General features: G+C 62.9%; 19 protein-coding genes. 8 read left to right on the forward strand and 11 right to left on the reverse strand.

Annotation, left to right across the window (positions count from 1 at the left end):
* Positions 1 to 78 precede the first annotated feature (78 nt).
* The 5 genes from M5B98_RS16045 to M5B98_RS16065 form a co-directional block, all read right to left on the reverse strand.
* Positions 79 to 861, reverse strand: a complete 783-nt coding sequence (locus tag M5B98_RS16045) for a molecular chaperone (RefSeq protein ID WP_248743222.1) — start codon at positions 859 to 861, stop codon at positions 79 to 81.
* Between the two features lie 23 nt (positions 862 to 884).
* On the reverse strand, positions 885 to 1,385 hold the full coding sequence (locus M5B98_RS16050) for a spore coat U domain-containing protein (RefSeq protein WP_248741092.1): 501 nt from the start codon (positions 1,383 to 1,385) through the stop codon (positions 885 to 887).
* A 4-nt stretch (positions 1,386 to 1,389) separates the two neighbouring features.
* Positions 1,390 to 1,926, reverse strand: a complete 537-nt coding sequence (locus tag M5B98_RS16055; RefSeq protein ID WP_119428025.1) for a spore coat U domain-containing protein — start codon at positions 1,924 to 1,926, stop codon at positions 1,390 to 1,392.
* A gap of 19 nt (positions 1,927 to 1,945) precedes the next feature.
* Positions 1,946 to 2,479 carry a spore coat U domain-containing protein gene (locus M5B98_RS16060; protein ID WP_085712451.1) on the reverse strand — a complete coding sequence of 178 codons (534 nt, stop codon included), beginning with the start codon at positions 2,477 to 2,479 and terminating at the stop codon, positions 1,946 to 1,948.
* Between the two features lie 72 nt (positions 2,480 to 2,551).
* Entirely contained in the window at positions 2,552 to 3,073 is a 522-nt protein-coding gene (locus M5B98_RS16065) for a spore coat U domain-containing protein (protein ID WP_248743223.1), read from the reverse strand.
* Positions 3,074 to 3,358: 285 nt separating this feature from the next.
* Between M5B98_RS16065 and zapE the strand changes: the two genes are divergently transcribed.
* On the forward strand, positions 3,359 to 4,489 hold the full coding sequence (gene zapE, locus M5B98_RS16070; RefSeq protein ID WP_248743224.1) for a cell division protein ZapE: 1,131 nt from the start codon (positions 3,359 to 3,361) through the stop codon (positions 4,487 to 4,489).
* A gap of 63 nt (positions 4,490 to 4,552) precedes the next feature.
* A complete protein-coding gene (locus tag M5B98_RS16075) occupies positions 4,553 to 5,866 on the forward strand; it encodes a protein kinase (protein WP_248743225.1) in 1,314 nt (437 codons plus the stop codon).
* A gap of 57 nt (positions 5,867 to 5,923) precedes the next feature.
* Here M5B98_RS16075 and M5B98_RS16080 read toward each other — a convergent pair whose 3' ends face one another.
* On the reverse strand, positions 5,924 to 6,628 hold the full coding sequence (locus M5B98_RS16080) for a YebC/PmpR family DNA-binding transcriptional regulator (RefSeq protein ID WP_085712455.1): 705 nt from the start codon (positions 6,626 to 6,628) through the stop codon (positions 5,924 to 5,926).
* A 219-nt stretch (positions 6,629 to 6,847) separates the two neighbouring features.
* On the opposite strand from M5B98_RS16080, the gene M5B98_RS16085 reads away from it, so the two are divergent.
* Positions 6,848 to 8,254, forward strand: coding sequence for a type VI secretion system Vgr family protein (locus tag M5B98_RS16085; RefSeq protein WP_248743226.1), 1,407 nt, complete (start codon positions 6,848 to 6,850; stop codon positions 8,252 to 8,254).
* A 3-nt stretch (positions 8,255 to 8,257) separates the two neighbouring features.
* Here M5B98_RS16085 and M5B98_RS16090 read toward each other — a convergent pair whose 3' ends face one another.
* Both M5B98_RS16090 and M5B98_RS16095 read right to left on the reverse strand, forming a co-directional pair.
* Positions 8,258 to 9,655, reverse strand: a complete 1,398-nt coding sequence (locus M5B98_RS16090; RefSeq protein WP_248743227.1) for an FAD-dependent oxidoreductase — start codon at positions 9,653 to 9,655, stop codon at positions 8,258 to 8,260.
* Between the two features lie 66 nt (positions 9,656 to 9,721).
* Positions 9,722 to 11,047, reverse strand: coding sequence for an MFS transporter (locus M5B98_RS16095; RefSeq protein WP_248743228.1), 1,326 nt, complete (start codon positions 11,045 to 11,047; stop codon positions 9,722 to 9,724).
* A gap of 270 nt (positions 11,048 to 11,317) precedes the next feature.
* On the opposite strand from M5B98_RS16095, the gene M5B98_RS16100 reads away from it, so the two are divergent.
* Complete coding sequence (locus M5B98_RS16100) at positions 11,318 to 12,217, forward strand: LysR family transcriptional regulator (RefSeq protein WP_248743229.1); 900 nt, start codon at positions 11,318 to 11,320, stop codon at positions 12,215 to 12,217.
* Here M5B98_RS16100 and M5B98_RS16105 read toward each other — a convergent pair.
* On the reverse strand, positions 12,187 to 13,047 hold the full coding sequence (locus M5B98_RS16105) for a LysR substrate-binding domain-containing protein (RefSeq protein ID WP_248743230.1): 861 nt from the start codon (positions 13,045 to 13,047) through the stop codon (positions 12,187 to 12,189). The two genes, M5B98_RS16100 and M5B98_RS16105, sit on opposite strands and share 31 nt — an antisense overlap.
* Positions 13,048 to 13,160: 113 nt before the next feature.
* On the opposite strand from M5B98_RS16105, the gene M5B98_RS16110 reads away from it, so the two are divergent.
* The 3 genes from M5B98_RS16110 (at position 13,161) to M5B98_RS16120 (ending at position 15,899) form a co-directional block, all read left to right on the forward strand.
* Positions 13,161 to 14,270: a 2-aminoethylphosphonate--pyruvate transaminase gene (locus tag M5B98_RS16110; RefSeq protein WP_085712460.1), complete on the forward strand. Its 1,110-nt coding sequence runs from the start codon at positions 13,161 to 13,163 to the stop codon at positions 14,268 to 14,270.
* Between the two features lie 57 nt (positions 14,271 to 14,327).
* The gene (gene phnX / locus M5B98_RS16115) at positions 14,328 to 15,155 is read left to right on the forward strand and encodes a phosphonoacetaldehyde hydrolase (RefSeq protein WP_114884124.1); all 828 of its coding nucleotides are present in this window, start codon (positions 14,328 to 14,330) and stop codon (positions 15,153 to 15,155) included.
* 189 nt (positions 15,156 to 15,344) lie between these two features.
* Positions 15,345 to 15,899, forward strand: coding sequence for a cytochrome b (locus tag M5B98_RS16120; RefSeq protein WP_114884125.1), 555 nt, complete (start codon positions 15,345 to 15,347; stop codon positions 15,897 to 15,899).
* Here the strand turns inward: M5B98_RS16120 and M5B98_RS16125 are convergent.
* Entirely contained in the window at positions 15,890 to 16,804 is a 915-nt protein-coding gene (locus tag M5B98_RS16125; RefSeq protein ID WP_248743231.1) for a 1-aminocyclopropane-1-carboxylate deaminase/D-cysteine desulfhydrase, read from the reverse strand. The genes M5B98_RS16120 and M5B98_RS16125 overlap by 10 nt on opposite strands.
* A gap of 41 nt (positions 16,805 to 16,845) precedes the next feature.
* Positions 16,846 to 18,882: an NADPH-dependent 2,4-dienoyl-CoA reductase gene (locus M5B98_RS16130; RefSeq protein ID WP_248743232.1), complete on the reverse strand. Its 2,037-nt coding sequence runs from the start codon at positions 18,880 to 18,882 to the stop codon at positions 16,846 to 16,848.
* A 205-nt stretch (positions 18,883 to 19,087) separates the two neighbouring features.
* Here M5B98_RS16130 and M5B98_RS16135 point away from each other — a divergent pair, with 205 nt between their 5' ends.
* The gene (locus tag M5B98_RS16135; RefSeq protein WP_248743233.1) at positions 19,088 to 20,218 is read left to right on the forward strand and encodes a nitrilase-related carbon-nitrogen hydrolase; all 1,131 of its coding nucleotides are present in this window, start codon (positions 19,088 to 19,090) and stop codon (positions 20,216 to 20,218) included.

Below are 20,218 nucleotides of genomic sequence, written 5' to 3' on the forward strand. Positions count from 1 at the left end.
CCTCCTGAAACCGCTGCTGCCCGCCGGCCAATCGCTTGCCCGGCGGCCCCGCACTACCCGGCCCGCAGGCCGAAATCCTTACTTCGCCGGAGCGATGCTCTGCACCTGCGCCGCGCCATTGATCCGACCGGCCAGTTCTCCCGTTGTTGATCCCGGCGCCGGCCAGCGCATGACCGCGCCGGGCAGCACATAACCCAACAGCCCTTCCGCCAACGGCTTGCTCTGCCCGCCCTGCTTGAGCGCGACATCGGTCAACCGCGCATGCACCGCGCCCTGGTTGCGCACTTCCACATAGGGTTTGCCGTCGACCGAAACCGTGCGCCAGCTCAATTGCGGCAGCCCGATACCCTTGGGATCACGCGGCCGGGTCGTGTCTTCCTTGCTCCACAGGCCGGCACCGTATGCAAACAGGGGCACCGAATAGCGCATCTGGAAGCGAATGGCCGCAGCCGTCTTTCCTGCATCGGCGACAGGTGGCTGCGCCGAAGGAATTTCGTCGATGATGATCCGGTAGGCCAGTTCCTGGCCGGGCGGCACCTCTTTTGTCCGGGTCAGGCGCACCAGTTGTTTCTGCCCCGGCTCGATCTTCGCCACGGGCGGACTGCCGATCACGTCACGCTGGTTCTGGTATTGCTCCTGGAAGCCGTTCTGGCTCCAGCCAAACACGCGGATCTGCAGATTCGCGGTTTCACTGCCACGATTTTCCAGCCATAACGCGCTGGCCTGCTGATCAGCTTCGAGCACCGGATCGATCGGCCAGATCAGAACAGAACTGGCCGCCTGCGCCTTGATCGCGCCGAGTGAAGCCAACATCAGCATTGCGCAACCCGCCCGTAACAGCCGTGACGAGACAACCCCCATAAACCTGCTCCTTGTGCCTTTCATTACCACGACAGTTGCACCTGCAACACGTCGCTGTACGTCCCCCCGGGCTGATTGCCCGGCAACTGAACCTGACCGTAGATCGGCAGGCTGATGTTGTTGGCGTCGCTATAAGCCACCGCCACGCTCTGCCCGATACCCAGACTCTGGCTGTAGGCCGCATCGCGAAACAACGCATACGCCACCTTCGCGCTACCGCCACTGATTTGCATGCGGCGCCCGCCGCTGTTGTACTGGCCGCCATCGACCGTCATGTTCAGCGTCACCCCCGGCGTACATTGCAACTGCACGCCGCCGGTCAATGCCACTTGCACCGTGCCGGTGGCCAGTGCCGAACTCGAACCGAAATTCAGTCCGCCATAGTTCGACACGCCCCCCACCACCAGGCAGCCCGGTGTGATCGTCGCGCTGACCTGAAAGCTCTGGCTGGTCACCGCCGCCAGCGGCAATGGCACAGCCCCCGCGCACAACAGAAGCAGCGCCGCACAACCATGCCGGCCCATGGCACTAGAACGTCAGCTCAACGGAAATCGTGTCGGTGTAAGTGCCCGCCGGCAGGCCGGCCTTGCCCACCGCCTGACCGTAGAGGTTCACGGTCTGCGCCACGCCGGTGCTGGCGGCGAGGTTGATCACGCCGTCGATAGCCAGCAATTGCGAGTGCCCGGCATCGGTGTACAAGTCGTAGGGCACGTAGTTGGCAACACCGTCGTAAAGCGCGCGGGTGCCGCCGGGCGACAACCCGTCGTGGGCGCCGGCCCGCACCTTGACCGACGGCGTGGTGCCGGCCGAGCAGAGAATCGACAACGCCCCGCCACCGCCGCCCAGCACCTGGCCGGTCGCGGTGGTGAACAGGCTGTTGGCGGTGCCGAAGTTCAGGGCACCGAAGTTCAGGCCTGTGGAACCGCCGGAACCGTTGACCTGGCAACTGCTGATCAGGATCAGGCTGGAAGTGATCTGACCGGTGACCGTGGTAGCGGCATTGACGCTGGAGGCCAGCGTCAGGCCGAGCAACGACAAACCTATCCTTGATGCAATCGTACCCATGGTGTCCTTCCTCTACGGTTTACCAATCGAGCGTCACCGTCAGGGTGTCGGTATAGACACCGGCCGGTACCGCACGGGTGTTCGCCACCACCGAGCCAAATACCGGGATGGGTATCTGCGCGCCGCTGGTGACAGCGAAATTGTGCTGTTGACCGATGCTGTAGCTCTGGCTGCCCGAGGCATCGAGAAACAGTTGATAGGGAATGGTCTGGCGACCGTTGCTCAGGCGACGGGTATTGCCGTCACCATGAGTGCCGCCGTCGATGCTCACGGTGAAACCGGTCACCGAAGGGTTGCAGGCCACGTTGAGCCTGCCGCTGCTGTCGTTGGCCAGGCTGGCCTTGATGGGGGCGTTCCAGGTAGGGCCCTGCTGGCCGAAATCGAGTTTGCCGAAATCGCCTACCGGGCTGGCGGGGCTGGATGTATTGGTCACTTCGCAGCCGGCGATAAGGGTCAACCGGGCGTGAATCTGCCCGTTGATGGCCGCCTGGGCATCTTCGGTGAGCAACAGCAATGCGCCTGCGGTGATGACCAGCCAGTGCTTGCCTGTCATTGCATCCCTACTCCTTCCGATCCCTGACCGCGTTCGTCATTGAACGCTCCTGCCGCACACGCTCCCGGCCGATCACCAGGTCACCGTCACCTTGACCAGATCCGAATACCGACCGGCTCTCGGCACCTCGGCCATCCGCTCGATCCGGCCGTACAGCGGCAGGTCCACCGAACCGCTGTCGGGCACCCGCCCGCTGACCGGCACGTCCACCACCAGCGGCAGCCGCCGTGCGGCGTCCTGGTACAAACGGTAAGGAATGGCTTTGCCACCCGCCTCGCCCGTCATGTAGCGCACTTCTCCGGTCCCGCCATGCAGCCCGCCATCGACGCACAGCTGATACGGCGTGTCGGGATTGCATTCCAGGCGCGGCAATCGCGCATTCATCAGCGCCGCCCCGAGTGGCCCGGCCGGATCGTCAAGGCGTGCAGTGCTGCCGAAATCAAGCACACCCAGTTGCTCGATACCGGCTTCGCGCTGCTGGCCGATCAACTGGCAACCGCGCTGCACATCGACGCGCACCTCAACCTGCAGGTCGGCCGCCTGCACCGGTGTTGCGAGCCCGCCCAGCAATGCCCAGACCACCCTTGCATTCACCGTCCGCTCCTTGATGGCGACAGCGTCTCTGCCGTTACAGTGTTTCAGGTTAGCAACGGACGCCGATTGCGCCAGTCGATTGGATCCACTGAACGTGCGGGATATGTTTCGAAAAGTTGTCGATCCGTTACCCCATGGCACTGAAAAAACCTGTACGCGCCGCAGATTACTGTCCAGAAAGACCGTTGGCCGATAAAGCGCAGTGGAAGGCAAACTACCCATCTGGTTACACTACGCCGCCGCGCTCGGGGGGAGCCGGCCTGACGATGACGGAGTGACCACACCGTGCCCGCCCGACCGCCCGAACGTTCGCGTCTGTCCCAGCGCCTTTCAGGGTTGCGCCGTTTGTTCGGCAAGCGAAATCTGGCCAGTGCTGGCCATTGCGCCAGCGCCCAATCGATCCGCGATTACTTCCGGCACAAGGCCCATGGCCAGGGCTATACCCTCAGCCACAGCCAGCAGCGGGTGATCGACTGCATGGCACAGCAGGCCGGCCTGTTGTTCGGCCCTTCGACGCAAACCCCACCCAGTCTGTACCTGCACGGCGCCGTCGGGCGTGGCAAGAGCTGGTTGCTCGACGGTTTTTTTCAGGCCTTGCCGATCCAGCAGAAACAACGCCTGCACTTCCATGAATTCTTCGCCCGCCTGCATCAGGGGATGTTCCGGCATCGCGAACAGGACGACGCCCTCGGCGCCACCCTTGATGAGTTGCTACAGGACTGCCGGGTGCTGTGTTTCGACGAATTCCATGTGCATGACATCGGCGACGCGATGCTCATCACCCGGTTGTACAAGGCCTTGTTCCAGCGTGGGATCCTGTTGCTGGTGACCTCCAACTACCCGCCGGAAGGCCTGTTGCCCAACCCGCTGTATCACGCACGGTTCAAACCGGTGATCGACCTGATCAACGCGCGCATGCAGGTCATGGAAGTCGGCGGCCCCCATGACTACCGCAGCCAGGCGCGCAATCACGCGCATCAGCTGTTCACCCAGGGCCATTACGTCTGGCCGGCCACACCGGCACAACGGCTGGCGCTGGATTTGCCGCCACGGGATACCGCGCCGCAACCGATAACGGTTGGCAACCGGGTCTTGCAGGCGCGTCTGTGCGAAGGCCGCCGCGTCGGTTTCACCTTCAATGACCTGTGCGAACAGCCCACGGCCGTGATGGATTATCTGGAACTGTGCCGGCGCTTCGACCACTGGATCATCGATGAACTGCCGGAGCTGGACGAATGCTCGATCGCCGTCCAGCAGCGTTTCATCAACCTGATCGACGTGCTCTACGATCAGGACAAACACCTGACGCTACTCGGGCGCCAGCCTTTGCATGAAAGCCTGGCCGGCAACGCCATTGACCTGGCTCGCACCCGCAGCCGGTTGGGGCAATTGGCGGAAGTGCGCGAACTGGCCTGATTTGCCGTTATCATGCCGCCCATTCCCGGCGTCACGGCGCCCTCTCGATAGCGACCTTTTTACATGCACACCCTTGCTCAATTGCGCGCCGGCGAACTGTCGGGCATCACCCGGCTGGACCTGGTCGAAGGCTTGACCGAGTTCCCACAAGAGATCTTCGACCTGGCCGACACGCTGGAGGTACTTAACCTCAGCGGCAACAAACTGAGCAGCCTGCCGGACGATTTGCATCGTTTGTCCCGTCTGCGGGTGCTGTTCTGTTCCGACAACCGGTTCACCGAGCTGCCCGAGTGCCTCGGTCAGTGCCAGGCCCTGAGCATGATCGGCTTCAAGGCCAACGGGATCGTCCGAGTGTCCGGCACCGCCCTGCCACCGCAGTTGCGCTGGCTGATCCTGACCGACAACCTCATCGAAACCCTGCCCGCCGAATTGGGCGAGCGCCCGCTCCTGCAAAAACTCATGCTCGCCGGTAACCGTCTGCGCGCGCTGCCGCCATCGCTGAGTCAGTGCCATCGGCTGGAATTGATCCGCATCGCCGCCAACCAGTTGACGGAACTGCCGCAGTGGCTGCTGACCCTGCCGAGCCTGACCTGGCTGGCCTACGCCGGCAATCCGCTGGAAACCGAAGCCGATGCCGCCGCGCTGGAAGCCACGCCGTTGATCGACTGGTCGAGCCTGCGTCTCGAGCAGCGGCTGGGCGAAGGCGCGTCCGGGGTCATTTCCCGTGCGTCGTGGCAGCCGGTCGGCCAGCCTGAGCGTTCTGTGGCGGTAAAGCTCTACAAGGGCGAGATGACCAGCGACGGCTCACCGCTGCACGAAATGAACGCCTGTATCACGGCCGGGCTGCACCCGAACCTGATCCGGGTCGAGGGCCGCATCGGCAATCATCCCGAGGGCCAGCAAGGGCTGGTGATGCAACTGATCGACCCGAGCTATCGCAACCTCGCCGCATTGCCGAGCCTGGCGTCCTGTTCGCGGGATATCTACACCGATGACTGCCGGTTCAGTGCCGATGTCGCCTTGCGCATCGCAAAAGGGATTGCGTCGGTTGCCGAACATCTGCATGAACAAGGCATCACCCATGGCGACCTTTATGGGCACAATATCTTGTTGAACGATCAGGGCGATTGCCTGCTGGGAGACTTTGGCGCGGCGTCGTTCCATGCCACCACGGACAACCCGGAAACCCGCGCGCTGCAACGCATCGAAGTGCGAGCATTCGGCATTTTGCTGGGGGAATTGCTGGCGCGCGTCGACTCGGGTCTGAGTGCGGATCGACGTGAGGTGCTGGAGGCGCTGGAACAGCGCTGCTGTCAGCCGGATGTGCTGGCGCGGCCGGGGTTCAGCGAGGTCGTGCAGCAGCTGGAATCGTTGTAAACGCTACACCGCCATCGCGAGCCGGGCTCGCGATGGCAGCATTTTTGACGCAGCGGATCAGCCGGCCAGGCCGACGAACATTTCCTGCACGTCGTCGTGGTTGTCGAGGCCTTCGAGGAACGCTTCGACTTCAGCCATCTGCTCGTCGCTCAGGCCGCTGACCGGGTTCTTCGGCTGGTAGCCCAGCTTGGCCGACAGCACGGTGAAACCTTGCTCCGGCAGGGCTTTCTGCACGGCGTCGAGGTCGGTCGGATCGGTCAGGAACAGGGTCGCGCCCTCTTCGCCCGGCTCGAAATCCTGGGCACCGGCTTCGATCGCGGCCATTTCCGGATCGGCGTCCGGGGTGTCCGGCGAGGCTTCGATCATGCCGACGTGGTTGAAGTCCCACGCCACAGAACCGGAAGCGCCCAGTTGGCCCTTGCGGAACGCCACGCGGATTTCCGCCACGGTGCGGTTGATGTTGTCGGTGACGCACTCGACGATCAACGGAACCTGGTGTGGAGCAAAACCTTCGTAAGTCACGCGATGGTACTGAACGGTCTCACCCAGCAGGCCCGCGCCTTTCTTGATCGCGCGGTCCAGGGTTTCCTTGGGCATCGAGGCTTTCTTGGCCTGTTCGACCACCAGACGCAGGTGTGCGTTGGTGGCGGTATCGGCACCGTTGCGGGCAGCGATGGTGATTTCTTTCACCAGTTTGCCGAAGATCTTGCCCTTGGCGTTGGCTGCCGCTTCTTTGTGTTTAACCTTCCACTGTGCGCCCATTACTCACTCTCTTGATCTGTGGCGCCGAGACATCTATTGGCCGACGCGTGGCGCCAAGTTTATACGGCCTAAAGTCGGCAATCGACCAAAAATTCCGTCACGTGTCGACATCTTCTACACACCTTGTAGGGCGATTCTGAAAAACCGGTTTGTCATGACCATTTCGCACTGCGGTTTCGTACCCTCTGTGGCCCGTATTACCCGACAGAGCCCGTGCGAATGCTCAATGACAAGGAAAGTCCCTTCACGCTGACACTCACCGACGGTGGCTTGTGCCTGCCGGTACTGCGCTTCAGCGGCCATGAAGCGTTGAACCGACCCTACCGATTCGAAATTGAAGTCATTGGCCTGGCTCCGGCCCTGGCCCCCGCCAGTCTGTTGCATCGCCCGGCGTTCCTGCAGTTGAGTGAAGATAATGGTCTCCACGGCACCCTTCACAGCGCCGGTTGTGAACACCGCGGCGCCCACCGGATCGGTTACCAGGTGGTGCTGGTGCCAGACCTGCAGAAACTGGAGCAACAGCCCAGGCGCCGGGTGTTCACCCGATTGAGCGTGCCGGACATTCTCGAACGGTTGCTGACAGAACATCGCCTGCCCGCGAACGGCTTCCGCTTCGATCTGACGGTGGGGTACTACCCGCCGCGCCCGTTCTGCATCCAGTACGACGAGTCGGACCTGGCACTGCTGCATCGACTGTGTGAAGAAGAAGGCATCCACTATCACTTCGAGCACCGGCCGGATGGCCATGTCGTGGTGTTTGCCGATGACAGCCTGAGCCTGCCGCAGCCCCCGATACCCGTGCCCTTCAGCCCGGAGAACGAGGCGCATGCTCCCACCCTCAGTACGCTGTTCCTGCGTCACGACCCCGTCACTGCGCAGGTGTCGCCCACCGTCCGCGAACGCGGGCAGCCCGGCAACGATGATCAAGCGGCCAATCACGCAGTGACAGGCGTCATACCCCTGCGAGGACTTCCGTCAACCGGTCAACGCCACGCCGATCAACGCAGCCGTCGACAGCTTGAGCGCCAGCGCTGCCACTACCGCTGCATTGAGGGGCGCAGCGATTGCCTGCAGCTGCTCAGCGGTCGTTTGTTGCAGGTCACGGATCATCCGGTGGGGGCGTTCAACGACCAGTGGCTGATCACCGAGTTGCGCCATCAGGGTCAACAGCCGTCGATTCTCGATCAGATGTCCACGCCCCGTCGTTATCACAACGACTTCACCGCACAGCCCTGGTCAACCGAGTTTCGCCCGCCGCTGCGACAGCCACGCCCGAGCATACCGGGCTATCACCCGGCGCAAGTGCTGGGCTCGCCCGGGCAACCTGCGCAACTGGACGATCTGGGTCGACTCGCCGTGCGGTTATGGCCCGCGCTGACACACAATGCCGACGCTGACGGCTTGTGGCTGACGTTTGCCGTGGTCGGCACCGGTGGCCGGATCAACAGGGAAGCGCTGCCCCGTGCCGGCAGCGAAGTCTGGGTGAGTTTTCTCGACAGTGACCCGGATCGGCCGATCCTGTGCCTGGACGTCAGCCAGCCTCGCCCGGCACGCAAGACCCCGGAACCGCACGACAACGGTCTGTTGCTCGACTGGCTGCTCAATCGCGCCCCGCCTTCGTCCTGATGTTCAACCCTTGTCGGCCTTGCCGGCAGCGGCGGCGAATTTCGCCAGGCGTACATCGAGATGCCGAGGTCGCCGCCCATGGTCTTCGGCGCGCTCCTTGCGGCGAATGGCGTTGCGCACCATCAGCGAGCCGAGATAACGGATCGGCTCCGGCGGGAAATAGCCCAGTGGTCCGTTGACCAACGGCGAACGCGTCCACGGGTTGTCGAGGCCTTGCACCAGCGAGGCGAGAATCTGCCCACCCATGTGGCACGGCCCGACACCGCTGCCGGAATAACCGAAACCGTAGAACACATTGCCGCTGGCACTCATCTGGCCGAAAAACGGCAGGCCGGTGACCGAGCGATCAGAAGGCCCGTTCCATGTCGCGTCGACTTTCACATCGGCGAAGGCCGGGAAAAAATCGTCGAGGCTGCGCTTGAGCAATCCGGCGTAAGGCGATGGCTGGTCGAATACCGGCAGCATCCGCCCGCCATAAGCGAAGGTGTTGCCGCCCTTGCCGAGCATGATCCGGCCGTCCGGGGTGTTGTGGTAGTAGTGCACGAAGATCCGCGAATCGAGCACGGTCACGCCGCTGGTCAAACCGATTTCCTGCAGCAGTTCCGGGCGCGGTTCGGTGATCAGCATGTCGCTGGAAACGATCGCCACACTGCGCTCGAACTGCGGGAATGCACGGGCCATCCAGGCATTCATCGCCAGCACCACGCGGTCGGCGACCACGCTGCCACTGGCCGTCTGAATGCGCGCCGGACGGCCCTCCTCAAGCCCGGTCATCGCGGTGTTTTCATGGATCCTGACGCCGAGTTGCAGCGCGACTCGACGTAAACCACGCACCAGCTTGCCCGGCTGCACACTGGCGGCGGCCGGCGAAAACCAGCCTTCCAGATGCTTGTCTGAACCGGCCATTCGCTGCACGTCGGCAACGGGACGCTGGGTGAACGAGTTGATGCCGTTGCGCTCGAGCGCGGCAATCACCGCATCGGTCGAGCCGCATTGCGCGCGGTTGGTGGCGGTGTAAAGCGTGCCGTCGAGGCGGTAATCGGCCTCGACGCCGTACTGCTCGCCGAACTCGCCGATGGCGTGAATGCTGCGTTCGGATTCCTTGACCAATCGCACCGCCTCTTCGACGCCGAACAGCCGCTCGAGGGTGAAATACTTCGCCGACCACGACAGCGCACAACCGCCGTTGCGCCCACTGGCGCCAGCGCCGCAGATGTCGGCCTCGATCAGCAACACATCGAGTTCGGGGTTCTGTTGCTTGAGCATGATCGCCGTCCACAACCCGGTGTAACCACCCCCGACAATGCACACGTCGGTGCGCACTTCGCCTTGCAGCGGCGGACACGGTTCGGACGTGTCGAGCTGCAAGGCCTGCTCCAGCCAAAACGGTCTCATGAACATTCTCCAGTCAGTCGGCCACGGCACAACCTGCCGCGAATGCCGCAGCAGGCCGCGAGGCAAGGTTTTTCAGTTACGCAGAGGTTTGATGGTCAGGGCCCGATTGGGCACCGAGGCACGGGGTTCCATGACGCCGACCGGGCGGCTGTTCCAGTGTGGTATCAGCACCAGCGCCGAGAACAATGCGCAACCGGCGAACACGATGAATACCGTCACCGAATCGAAGTAGCCGGGCAGCAAACCGCCAAGCACCGCACCCACCGAGCCGCAGCCGTTGACGAATCCGGCGGCGGTGGCGCCCGCCTTGGCCTTACCGAAATCGATGGCGGCCGCGCCGCTGATCATCGAGTCCGGGCCGTACAGGGTCAGGCCCATTACGAATAGCAGCGCCACCACCAGCATCACGCTGCCGGTGTGCAAGGCGCCCATGAACAGCGCGAGGGTCACGGTCAGCGCCAGCAGGCTCAGCACACAGGCCGGCATACGCCGGGCGCCGAACAGTTTGTCCGAGGCCATGCCGATCATGATCGGCCCGAGCAGCCCGGCCAGTTCAAACGCAGTCGGAATGATCGCCGCCCCGACCTTGCCGACCATGGGCATCTGTTCAAAGACGATCACCGGCCCCCACAACAGAATCGCGTAACGCGCCGGTTTCAGCAGAAAGTACGCCAGACCCAGCACCAGCACCGTGCGGTTGCGCAGGATTTCCTTGAGCGGCTCCCACACGCTGAGTTTGCTGTTGGCTTCGGCTTCTTCGGCACTGATGACCGGTTCCGGCTCCACGGCGGGCAGGCCGACATCTTCCGGTTTGTTGCGCTGAAAGATGAAGAACAACAGCGCCACCACAGCCACCACCGCCGCACTGGAAATGAACGCCGCGTGCCACGAACCGATCAGCGTGTAAGCCCACCAACCGGCGAACGGCGACGCCACCAATCCACCGAAGGCGTAGCAGGAACTCCATAACCCGAGCACTCGCCCGCGCTGTTCGGCGGGGAAGAAACTGCCGAGGTTCTTGCACAATCCCGACCAGCCGGTGGACTGCGCCAGCCCCTGAATCAGCATGCAGGTGGCGAAGATCGGCAGGGTCGCGAAACTGCCCATTACCAATGCCGCCGCAGCGGAAATCAGCAACCCGCCGAGCACCACGACCCGGGGGCCGAAGCGGTCGGCGAGCATGCCCCAGGTGAACTGACCGATGGCGTAGGCCGCCAGATAAATCGCGTCGAGGTTGGCCATGGCCATTTTGTCGAGCATGAAACTCGGGTCTTCGGCGATGCCCAGTTTGGCCACCGAAAAGGCTTTGCGGGTGAAATAGAACGCGGCGTAAGCGAGCCAGGTGACAGCGAAAATCTGCATGCGCCAACGCGCAATGGTGCCGATGTGCTTGTTCATTGTGGTTCTGACCTCAGGGTGTGAGTGTGCCGGCAGAATCGTTAAGTAAACGCCTGTGTTTTTTATTGTTGAGCACTGCGATATCACCCCGTCCCTTCGGCGATACCGGTCAGATGAGTCCTGCTGTTGCACGCACAGGCTCATGGCCAGCGTCGCTGCCCGACCGGGCAGTCAGCGTTGGCGTGAGCGGATCAAAGCAATTACTGTTTAATAAATAAAATCGATTTATCGTATTTCACACATAAGCTCAGCTTGTTACTGGAGTCAGTCATGTCGGTTTCCCACGCCCAGCTCAAAGCCTTTCACGCCGTGGCCGTGCACGGAAGCTTCACCAAGGCTGCCGAGCGGCTTTACCTGACGCAACCGGCGATTTCCGACCAGGTGCGCAAGCTGGAAGAGCGCTTCGGCGTGTTGCTGTTCCATCGCAACAAACGCTCAGTGCGCCTGACGGATCTGGGCGAGCGCCTCCTGGCAATCACCCAGCGCCTGTTCGTGGTCGAGGCCGAAGCCCAGGAGTTGTTGCAGGAGTCCCAGGCCCTGCAGACCGGCAGCCTGATTCTGGCAGTGGACGCGCCGGTGCACGTGCTGCCGCAGATCGCCAGATTTTGCGAGCGCTACCCGGGGATCAGCGTGAAGATCGAAACCGGCAATACCGATGAGTCGCTGTTCCGCTTGTTCAACTATCAGGCCGATCTGGCGTTGCTCGGGCGCGATGTCAGCGATGAACGCCTGCTGTGCGTGCCATTGCGCAACGATCCGATGGTGGCGTTCGTGTCGCGTCATCATCCGTGGGCCGAGCGCGAGTCGATCTGCCTTGAAGATCTGGACGACACGCCACTGGTGCTGCGCGAACACGGCTCGGTGACTCGTCAGACCCTGGAAGAAGAAATGGCACGCGCCGGTTTCCGCATCCGCCCGGCGATCCAGGTCGAAGGCCGGGAAGCCGCGCGGGAGGCGGTAGTGGTGGGGATTGGCGTGGGCGTGGTGTCGGCGGCGGAGTTTGGTGCGGACTCACGGGTCTGCGCGCTGCCGATCACCGATTGCACCCGGCGGTTGACCGAGACACTGGTGTGCCTGCGGGAGCAGAGTTCGCGGCGGGTGGTGGCGACGTTTCTCGACATGGTGCGCGAGAGTCTTGTTCAGACCGGCGCCAAACCGAAGAACGCCTGAATCAAGCGCAATTCGCGCCGCCGCTCCACGCAGCCGATCATGTGCCGGTTCACCAGACCTTCTCCCGCGATGGGAATCGCCACCACGCGCGGGTCATGGCTGACTTCAACCGATGACACCACGCCGACACCCAACTCAGCCGCCACTGCTTCCGTCACCGCCTCACGACTGTCCAGCTCCAGCAACACCCGTGGATTGACCGATGCCTGCGCACAGGCCTGATCGAAGGTGCGTCGGGTAATCGAGCTCGGTTCGCGTAACACCATGATCACCTGATCCAACTCCTTGAGCCTGACCTCGCCGCTGCGAGTCGCCCAGGGATGCCCGGCCGGCACCAGTGCGCAGATCCGCGATTCGCTCAGGGCTTGCAGGTGCAGGCCCTTGCGCGGTTCGACTTCGGTCAGCACCGCCACGTCCGCATGCTCGGACAACAACGCCGCCAGGGTTTCCTGCGCGTTGCCCAAACGCAAATTCACCGTGATCCCCGGATACCGCGCCCGCAGGCTGGCAAGCATCGGCATGACCATGTGCGGACCGTCCGCTGCCACCTCGAGACGCCCGGTCAGCAACTGCCGATTGGCTTCGAGCAACGCCTGGGCCTCTTCGGCCATGCCGAACATCGCCCGGGTGATCGCCGCCAGTTTGGTGCCCTCCTCGGTCAGCTCGACCCGGCGCGCCGTCCGTCGCAACAGGGTGATCTGGTAATGCTCCTCCAGCGCCTTGATGTGCCCGGTGACCGCCGGCTGGCTGATGAACAACCGCGCGGCGGCACGGGTGAAGCTGCCTTCACGGGCCACGGCGTCGAAGGCGCGGAGCTGGAACAGGTTCATGAATAACCCTCACTGATGGCTGGCATAACAACAAACAATTTGATTGATGATCCGCCGAATTGCAACGTATGCCCCGTAGCTTCATCCCACAGCGCTATCGCGAGGACACACGAATGAGTACTGCCGCACCCATCCTGCTCACTCCCGGCCCGTTGACCACCTCGGCCCGCACCCGTCAGGCGATGATGGTCGACTGGGGTTCATGGGATGACCGCTTCAATCAACTGACCGCCAGCCTCTGCGAGCAACTGCTGGCCATCATCAACGGCGCCGACAGCCACCATTGCGTGCCTTTGCAGGGCAGCGGCACCTTCGCCGTCGAAGCCGCCATCGGCACCCTCGTCCCTCGCGACGGCAAGGTGCTGGTGCTGATCAACGGTGCCTACGGCAAGCGTCTGGCGAAGATCTGCGAAGTCCTCGGCCGCTCGTTCAGCACCTTTGAAACCGCTGAAGACGAACCGACCACCGCCGCCGACGTCGACCGCCTGCTGCGCGCCGACAGCGACATCACCCACGTTGCGCTGATCCACTGCGAAACCAGCACCGGCATCCTCAATCCGCTGCCGGAAATCGCCCAGGTCGTCGAACAGCACGGCAAACGCCTGATCATCGATGCCATGAGTTCCTTCGGCGCACTGCCGGTGGATGCGCAGAAAGTCCCGTTCGATGCGCTGATCGCCGCCTCCGGCAAATGCCTCGAAGGCGTACCGGGCATGGGCTTCGTGTTCGCCCGCAAGGAATCCCTGGCCGCAGCCGCCGGCAACTCCCATTCGCTGGCGATGGACCTGTTCGACCAGCACAGCTACATGAAGAAGACCGGCCAGTGGCGCTTCACCCCGCCGACCCACGTGGTCGCGGCGCTGCACGAAGCCCTGCTGCAATACAACGAAGAAGGCGGCCTGCCGGCGAGGCATGCGCGCTACGCCGCCAACTGCCAGGCGCTGATGGAAGAGATGGGCAAGCTCGGCCTGCGCAGCTTCCTGCCTGCCGCGATCCAGGCGCCGATCATCGCGACCTTTCACGCACCGAAAGATCCGCGCTACCAGTTCAAGGACTTCTACGAACGGGTCAAGGCCAAGGGTTACATCCTCTACCCCGGCAAGCTGACCCAGGTCGAAACCTTCCGCGTCGGCTGCATCGGCCACGTCACCCCGGCGCAGATGCGCGAAGCCGTCGCGGCGGTGGGTGAAGTGCTGCGCGAGATGGAAGTGCTCGACATTTGATTCACCCGGCCCGCTCCCTTATTTGAATTGCATTGCCAACACAGGATTCTGACCAGCATGAACTACAACAACCCAACCCAGCTGCAAGCCGCCATCCTCGACTGGGCCGGCACCGTGGTCGATTTCGGTTCTTTCGCACCGACCCAGATCTTCGTCGAAGCCTTCGCCGAATTCGATGTCCAGGTTTCCATCGAAGAAGCCCGTGGCCCGATGGGCATGGGCAAGTGGGATCACATCCGCACCCTGTGCGACCAGCCGCAGGTTGCCGAGCGCTATCGCAAGGCATTCGGCCGCACCCCGACCGACGATGACGTGACCGCGATCTACAACCGCTTCATGCCGCTGCAAATCGAAAAAATCGCCGAGCACTCGGCGCTGATCCCCGGCGCACTGGAGACCATCGCCAACCTGCGCCAGCAAGGGATCAAGATCGGCTCCTGCTCCGGTTATCCGAAGCAGGTGATGGACAAGGTCGTGGCACTGGCCGCCACCAACGGCTACATCGCCGACCACGTGGTGGCCACCGACGAAGTGCCGAACGGCCGCCCATGGCCGGCCCAGGCTCTGGCCAACGTAATTGCGCTGGGCATCGACGATGTCGCCGCCTGCGTGAAGATCGACGACACCGTGCCGGGGATTCTCGAAGGTCGACGCGCCGGGATGTGGACCGTGGCGCTGATCTGCTCCGGCAACGCGCTGGGCCTGGACTACGAAGGCTACCGCGCACTGGGCAGCGACGCCCTGGCCAGCGAACGCAAGCGCATTCACGCGCTGTTCGAAGGCTCGCGTCCGCACTACATGATCGACACCATCACCGACCTGCCGGAAGTGATCGCCGACATCAACAAGCGCCTGGCCAAGGGTGAGATGCCGCAAAGCAGCTGATAACGCAGCCTGCGGCAAACAAAAACGCCAGTGTCTGCCCGACACTGGCGTTTTTTTTGGGCAAACCCCTGATTTCGCGCAATGAAAGAGTTTTTAGACGCGGGCAATTCGGCCAAAGCGGATTACAGTTAAAGCATGCCGTCGCTCAAGAACGGCACGTTTCGACCCTGATCCGTGAGGAAATACCGTATGCCGTGGACAAGTTCCGAATCACGCTACAGCACCGTGTCAGTCCTGTTGCACTGGTTGATGCTGGTGTTGTTGGTGCTGGTGTATGCCAGCATGGAATTGCGAGGCATCTTTCCCAAGGGCAGTGGCGGCCGCTCGCTGATCCGCGAAGTGCATTACATGCTCGGCCTGACCGTGTTCGTGCTGGTCTGGTTTCGCCTGCTGGCCCGCAGCATCGGCCCGGCGCCGAAAATCTTCCCTGCCTCACCGCAGTGGCAGACCGCACTGGCCCGGCTGATGCACTGGGCGCTGTACCTGTTCATGATCGCCATGCCGATCCTCGGCTGGCTGATCACCAGCGCCGAGGGCCATCAAGTGATGTTCTACGGTTTCGACCTGCCGTTGCTGGTGCACGAGGACAAGGCCTTCGCCAAGCAGGTTGAACACTGGCACGTGCTGATCGGCAACATCGGTTACTGGCTGATTGGCCTGCATGCGCTGGCCGGGCTGTATCACCATTACGTGGTGGGCGATAACACGCTGCTGCGGATGATGCCCAAGCGCAATCAGGGTTGACCGTCGAATCCACGCAGGCCCTGCAAGCCGCCGGTGTGGATGAAGATCAGGCGCGTTCCGCTCTTGAAACGGCCCGCCTCGATGTGTTGTTTGAGCGCGAGCAAGGCCTTGCCGGTGTACAGCGGTTCGAGAGGAACGCCGCTGGCCTGTTCGGTCTGCGCGATGAATTCAAGCAACGGCCCATCGACTTTGGCGAAGCCGCCACGGCTGGCGTCGATCAGTTCGTAGCCGCCGATATCACCGACAATCGCCTCGACGTTGGCCGCGACGCCGTGATCGTCGGGCACGGCCATCGCGCCATACACCGGGCGTTGACCGCCCTCCGCCAACACCAATCCCGCGAGCGTGGTGCCGGTGCCACAGGCCAGCCACCAGCCGTCATGGTTGTCCCAGCCGAGCTTGCCGAATTGTTGACTGACCTGATTCTTCAGTGATGCGCAACCCTGCGCACCGGGCAACCCACCGCCACCTTCGGGCACCGGATGCAGCGTCGGGTATTGCGCCAGCCACGGCTCCCAGAAACCCGGCTCGTGCCGTGCCCGATAACCGCCATATCCGAGCCAGTGCAACTGCATGTCGAAATCCTGCAGATCCCTGACCGTCGGCGTGTCCTGCGGATGCCCGCGCAACAGCCCCACCGTTGTGAATCCCAGGCGTTTGCCCGCCGCGGCCAGTGCATGCAGATGATTGGAGTGCGCGCCACCCAGGCTGATGATGCCTTCGGCGCCCGCACGGTCGGCGGCTTTCAGGTGTTCGACGAGTTTGAACCATTTGTTGCCGCTGATCAGCGGGTCGATCCGGTCCAGACGCAGGATCGCCACTTCAATGCCGGCGGCAATGAGCCAGTCCAGATGAAGCGGTTCGAGAGGGGCTGGGGCCAGCCAATCGGAGGGAGGCAGAAACATGAAGGCCGGCTCTGTAAAAAGAGCCGGCATTCTAGGGTGGATCAGAGCTCGGCGGCCAGACGCGAACCCTGATTGATCGCACGTTTGGCATCCAGCTCGGCCGCGACATCGGCGCCGCCGATCAGGTGCACGTTCTGCCCGGCAGCCACCAGACCGTCGTGCAGCTCGCGCAGTGGATCCTGGCCGGCGCAGATGACGATATTGTCCACCGGCAGCACTTGCGGCTCGCCGGTTTCGCCGATGCGGATGTGCAGGCCTCCGTCGTCGATCTTCAGATATTCGACGCTGTTGAGCATCTGCACCTGCTTGTTCTTCAGACCGGTGCGGTGAATCCAGCCGGTGGTCTTGCCCAGACCGTCGCCGACCTTGGATTTCTTGCGTTGCAGCAGGAACACCTCACGAGCCGGTGCGTGCGGTGCAGCCTTGATCCCGGCCACGCCACCACGGGCTTCCAGGTTCGTGTCGATGCCCCACTCTTTCCAGAACGCGGCGCGATCCTGACTGGTGGCCACGCCTTCATGAACGAGGAATTCCGAGACGTCGAAACCGATACCGCCGGCACCGATCACCGCCACACGCTTGCCCACCGGTTTGCGCTCGAGCAGCACATCCAGATAGCTCAGCACTTTGGCGTTCTCGACACCCGGAATCGCCGGCACTCGTGGTGCAATGCCGGTGGCCAGAATGACTTCGTCGTAACCGCCCTCGACCAGTTTTGCCACATCGACGCGGGTGTTCAGGCACACCTCGACGTTGGTGGTCTGCAGTTTACGTTTGAAGTAGCGCAGGGTTTCGTAGAACTCTTCCTTGCCCGGCACGCGCTTGGCGACGTTGAACTGGCCGCCGATTTCGCTGGCGGAATCGAACAGCGTCACCTGATGGCCGCGTTCGGCAGCCACGGTGGCAGCGGACAGACCGGCAGGGCCGGCACCGACCACGGCAATCTTCTTGATCTGCTTGACCGGCAGGTAGTTGAGCTCGGTCTCGTGGCAGGCACGCGGGTTGACCAGGCAACTGGTGAGTTTGCCGCCGAAGGTGTGATCGAGGCAGGCCTGGTTGCAACCAATGCAGGTGTTGATTTCGTCGGCGCGACCTTCAGCGGCTTTGTTGACGAAATCCGGGTCGGCGAGGAACGGCCGCGCCATCGACACCATGTCGGCATCGCCTTCGGCCAGGATCTGCTCGGCGACTTCCGGGGTGTTGATGCGGTTGGTGGTGATCAGCGGAATGCTCACCGAACCGCGCAGCTTGGCCGTGACCTTGCTGAACGCCGCACGCGGCACTTTGGTGGCGATGGTCGGAATCCGCGCTTCGTGCCAGCCGATACCGGTGTTGATGATGGTCGCACCGGCCTGCTCGATGGCTTTGGCCAGGGTGACGATTTCTTCCCAGGTGCTGCCGCCCTCGACCAGATCGAGCATCGACAGACGGAAGATGATGATGAAGTTCGGACCCACCGCTTCACGCACCCGGCGAACGATTTCCACCGGCAGACGCATGCGGTTTTCGTAGCTGCCACCCCAGCGGTCGGTGCGGTGGTTGGTGTGGGCCGCGAGGAACTGGTTGATGAAGTAGCCTTCGGAACCCATGATTTCCACGCCGTCGTACTCGGCGGTCTGGGCCAGTACCGAACAGGTGACGAAATCGCTGATCTGTTTCTCGATGCCTTCCTCGTCCAGCTCTTTGGGCTTGAACGGGTTGATCGGCGCCTGAATCGCGCTCGGTGCGACCTGTTTCGGGCTGTAGGCATAACGGCCGGCGTGGAGGATCTGCATGCAGATCTTGCCGCCCGCCTCATGCACCGCACGGGTGACGATGCGGTGCTTGAGGGCTTCTTCCTCGGTGGTCAGCTTGGCTGCACCGGAGTACACGCCGCCCTCGTCGTTCGGGCCGATACCGCCGGTCACCATCAGGCCGACGCCGCCACGGGCGCGCTCGGCAAAATACGCCGCCATCCGCTCGAAGCCACCCGGCTTCTCTTCCAGGCCGGTGTGCATCGAGCCCATCAGGGTGCGGTTGCGCAGCGTGGTGAATCCCAGGTCCAGCGGGGCCAGCAGGTGCGGGTAAGTGGCGGTCATCGGTAACTCCACAGCGAGCGATCACGGAAAATGCGGGAGCTCTGCGTCCCCCGTCAGTCATGTTCGACAGCCTAAGAGTCGCATCGCTGTCACTCAATGACCGTAACTGACAAGTTATTGATCCAAATGCGCAGCGCCCCTTGGCAAGCGCAGGCATGGGCCCTACCCTAGTCCCACACTTTGTACCCGGCTGTTGTTGGATTTCATGCGCAAACTTCTGTACCTGACCTTTTCCATGGCGCTGGTCGCCGCGCTCACCTTCTACGCCATGTGGGCGGCTGACCGCCCGGCCGGTCATTACCTGTCGGACCTGCGGATCAAACTGGCGGTCGATCAGGGCACCCGCGCCGACCGTGGCAACCTGCTGGGAATCCAGCCTGAACTGTTCCCCACCGACTACCAAAGCTCCGAGCGCCTGCACCGCAAACTCGCGGCTTATTTGCAGCAGGCGCAGGATCAGGGTCTGCTCAATGACAAAACCATCGTGGTGCTGCCCGAGCATGTCGGCACCTGGCTGATGATCAGCGGCGAAAAAGACGAGCTGTACCAGGCGCCCACCCTCGAGGAGGCGATGAACTGGCTGGCCGCCAGCAACCCGTTGCAGTTCGCCCGTGCCTGGCTCACCGCCAGGGGCAGCAGCCGTCTGGATGACGCCCACCTGCGGATGAAATCCCGAGACATGGCCAAGGACTATCAGCTGCTGTTCGGCGGCCTGGCCAGGGAATTTCATATCACGCTGGTGGCCGGCTCGATCGTGCTGCCGGAACCGAACATCATCGACGGCCGGCTCAAGGCCGGCAGCGGTGCGCTGTACAACACCAGTGTGGTGTTCGGTCGTGACGGCGCCCCGCTCGGCCAGCCACAGCGACAGATGCGCCCGATCTTCGATCAGGATCAAGCAGCCGGCACCAGCGAGACTTCACAGATCAACGTGGTCGACACCCCCGCCGGGCGCCTCGGTGTGCTGATCGGCAACGACAGCTGGTATCCGGACAACTACCGCAAGCTCGACGAGCAAGGTGCGCAACTGATCGCGGTGCCGGCGTTCGTCATCGGTCATGGCGTGTGGGACCAGCCCTGGCAGGGTTACAGAGGCTTGAACGTGCCGGACTCGGTCAGCCTCAAGCCGGGAGAGGTCAGCGAAGGCCAGGCCTGGCACCGCCTGACCCTCACGGCACAACCGCCGGGCAGCCGGGCGATTGCCGGCATGAGCGTGTTCCTGCGCGGGCAGTTCTGGGACAAACCGAGTTCCGGACAAAGCTTCCTCAGCAGCAATGGCCAGCAGTTCGCCGACGGTGAAGCCCGTGGCGCGCGCTTGCTCAATCTCTGGTTGTAG

Origin of the sequence: Pseudomonas sp. MWU12-3088 (assembly GCF_023242405.1) — a bacterium.
Taxonomy (GTDB): domain Bacteria; phylum Pseudomonadota; class Gammaproteobacteria; order Pseudomonadales; family Pseudomonadaceae; genus Aquipseudomonas; species Aquipseudomonas kribbensis.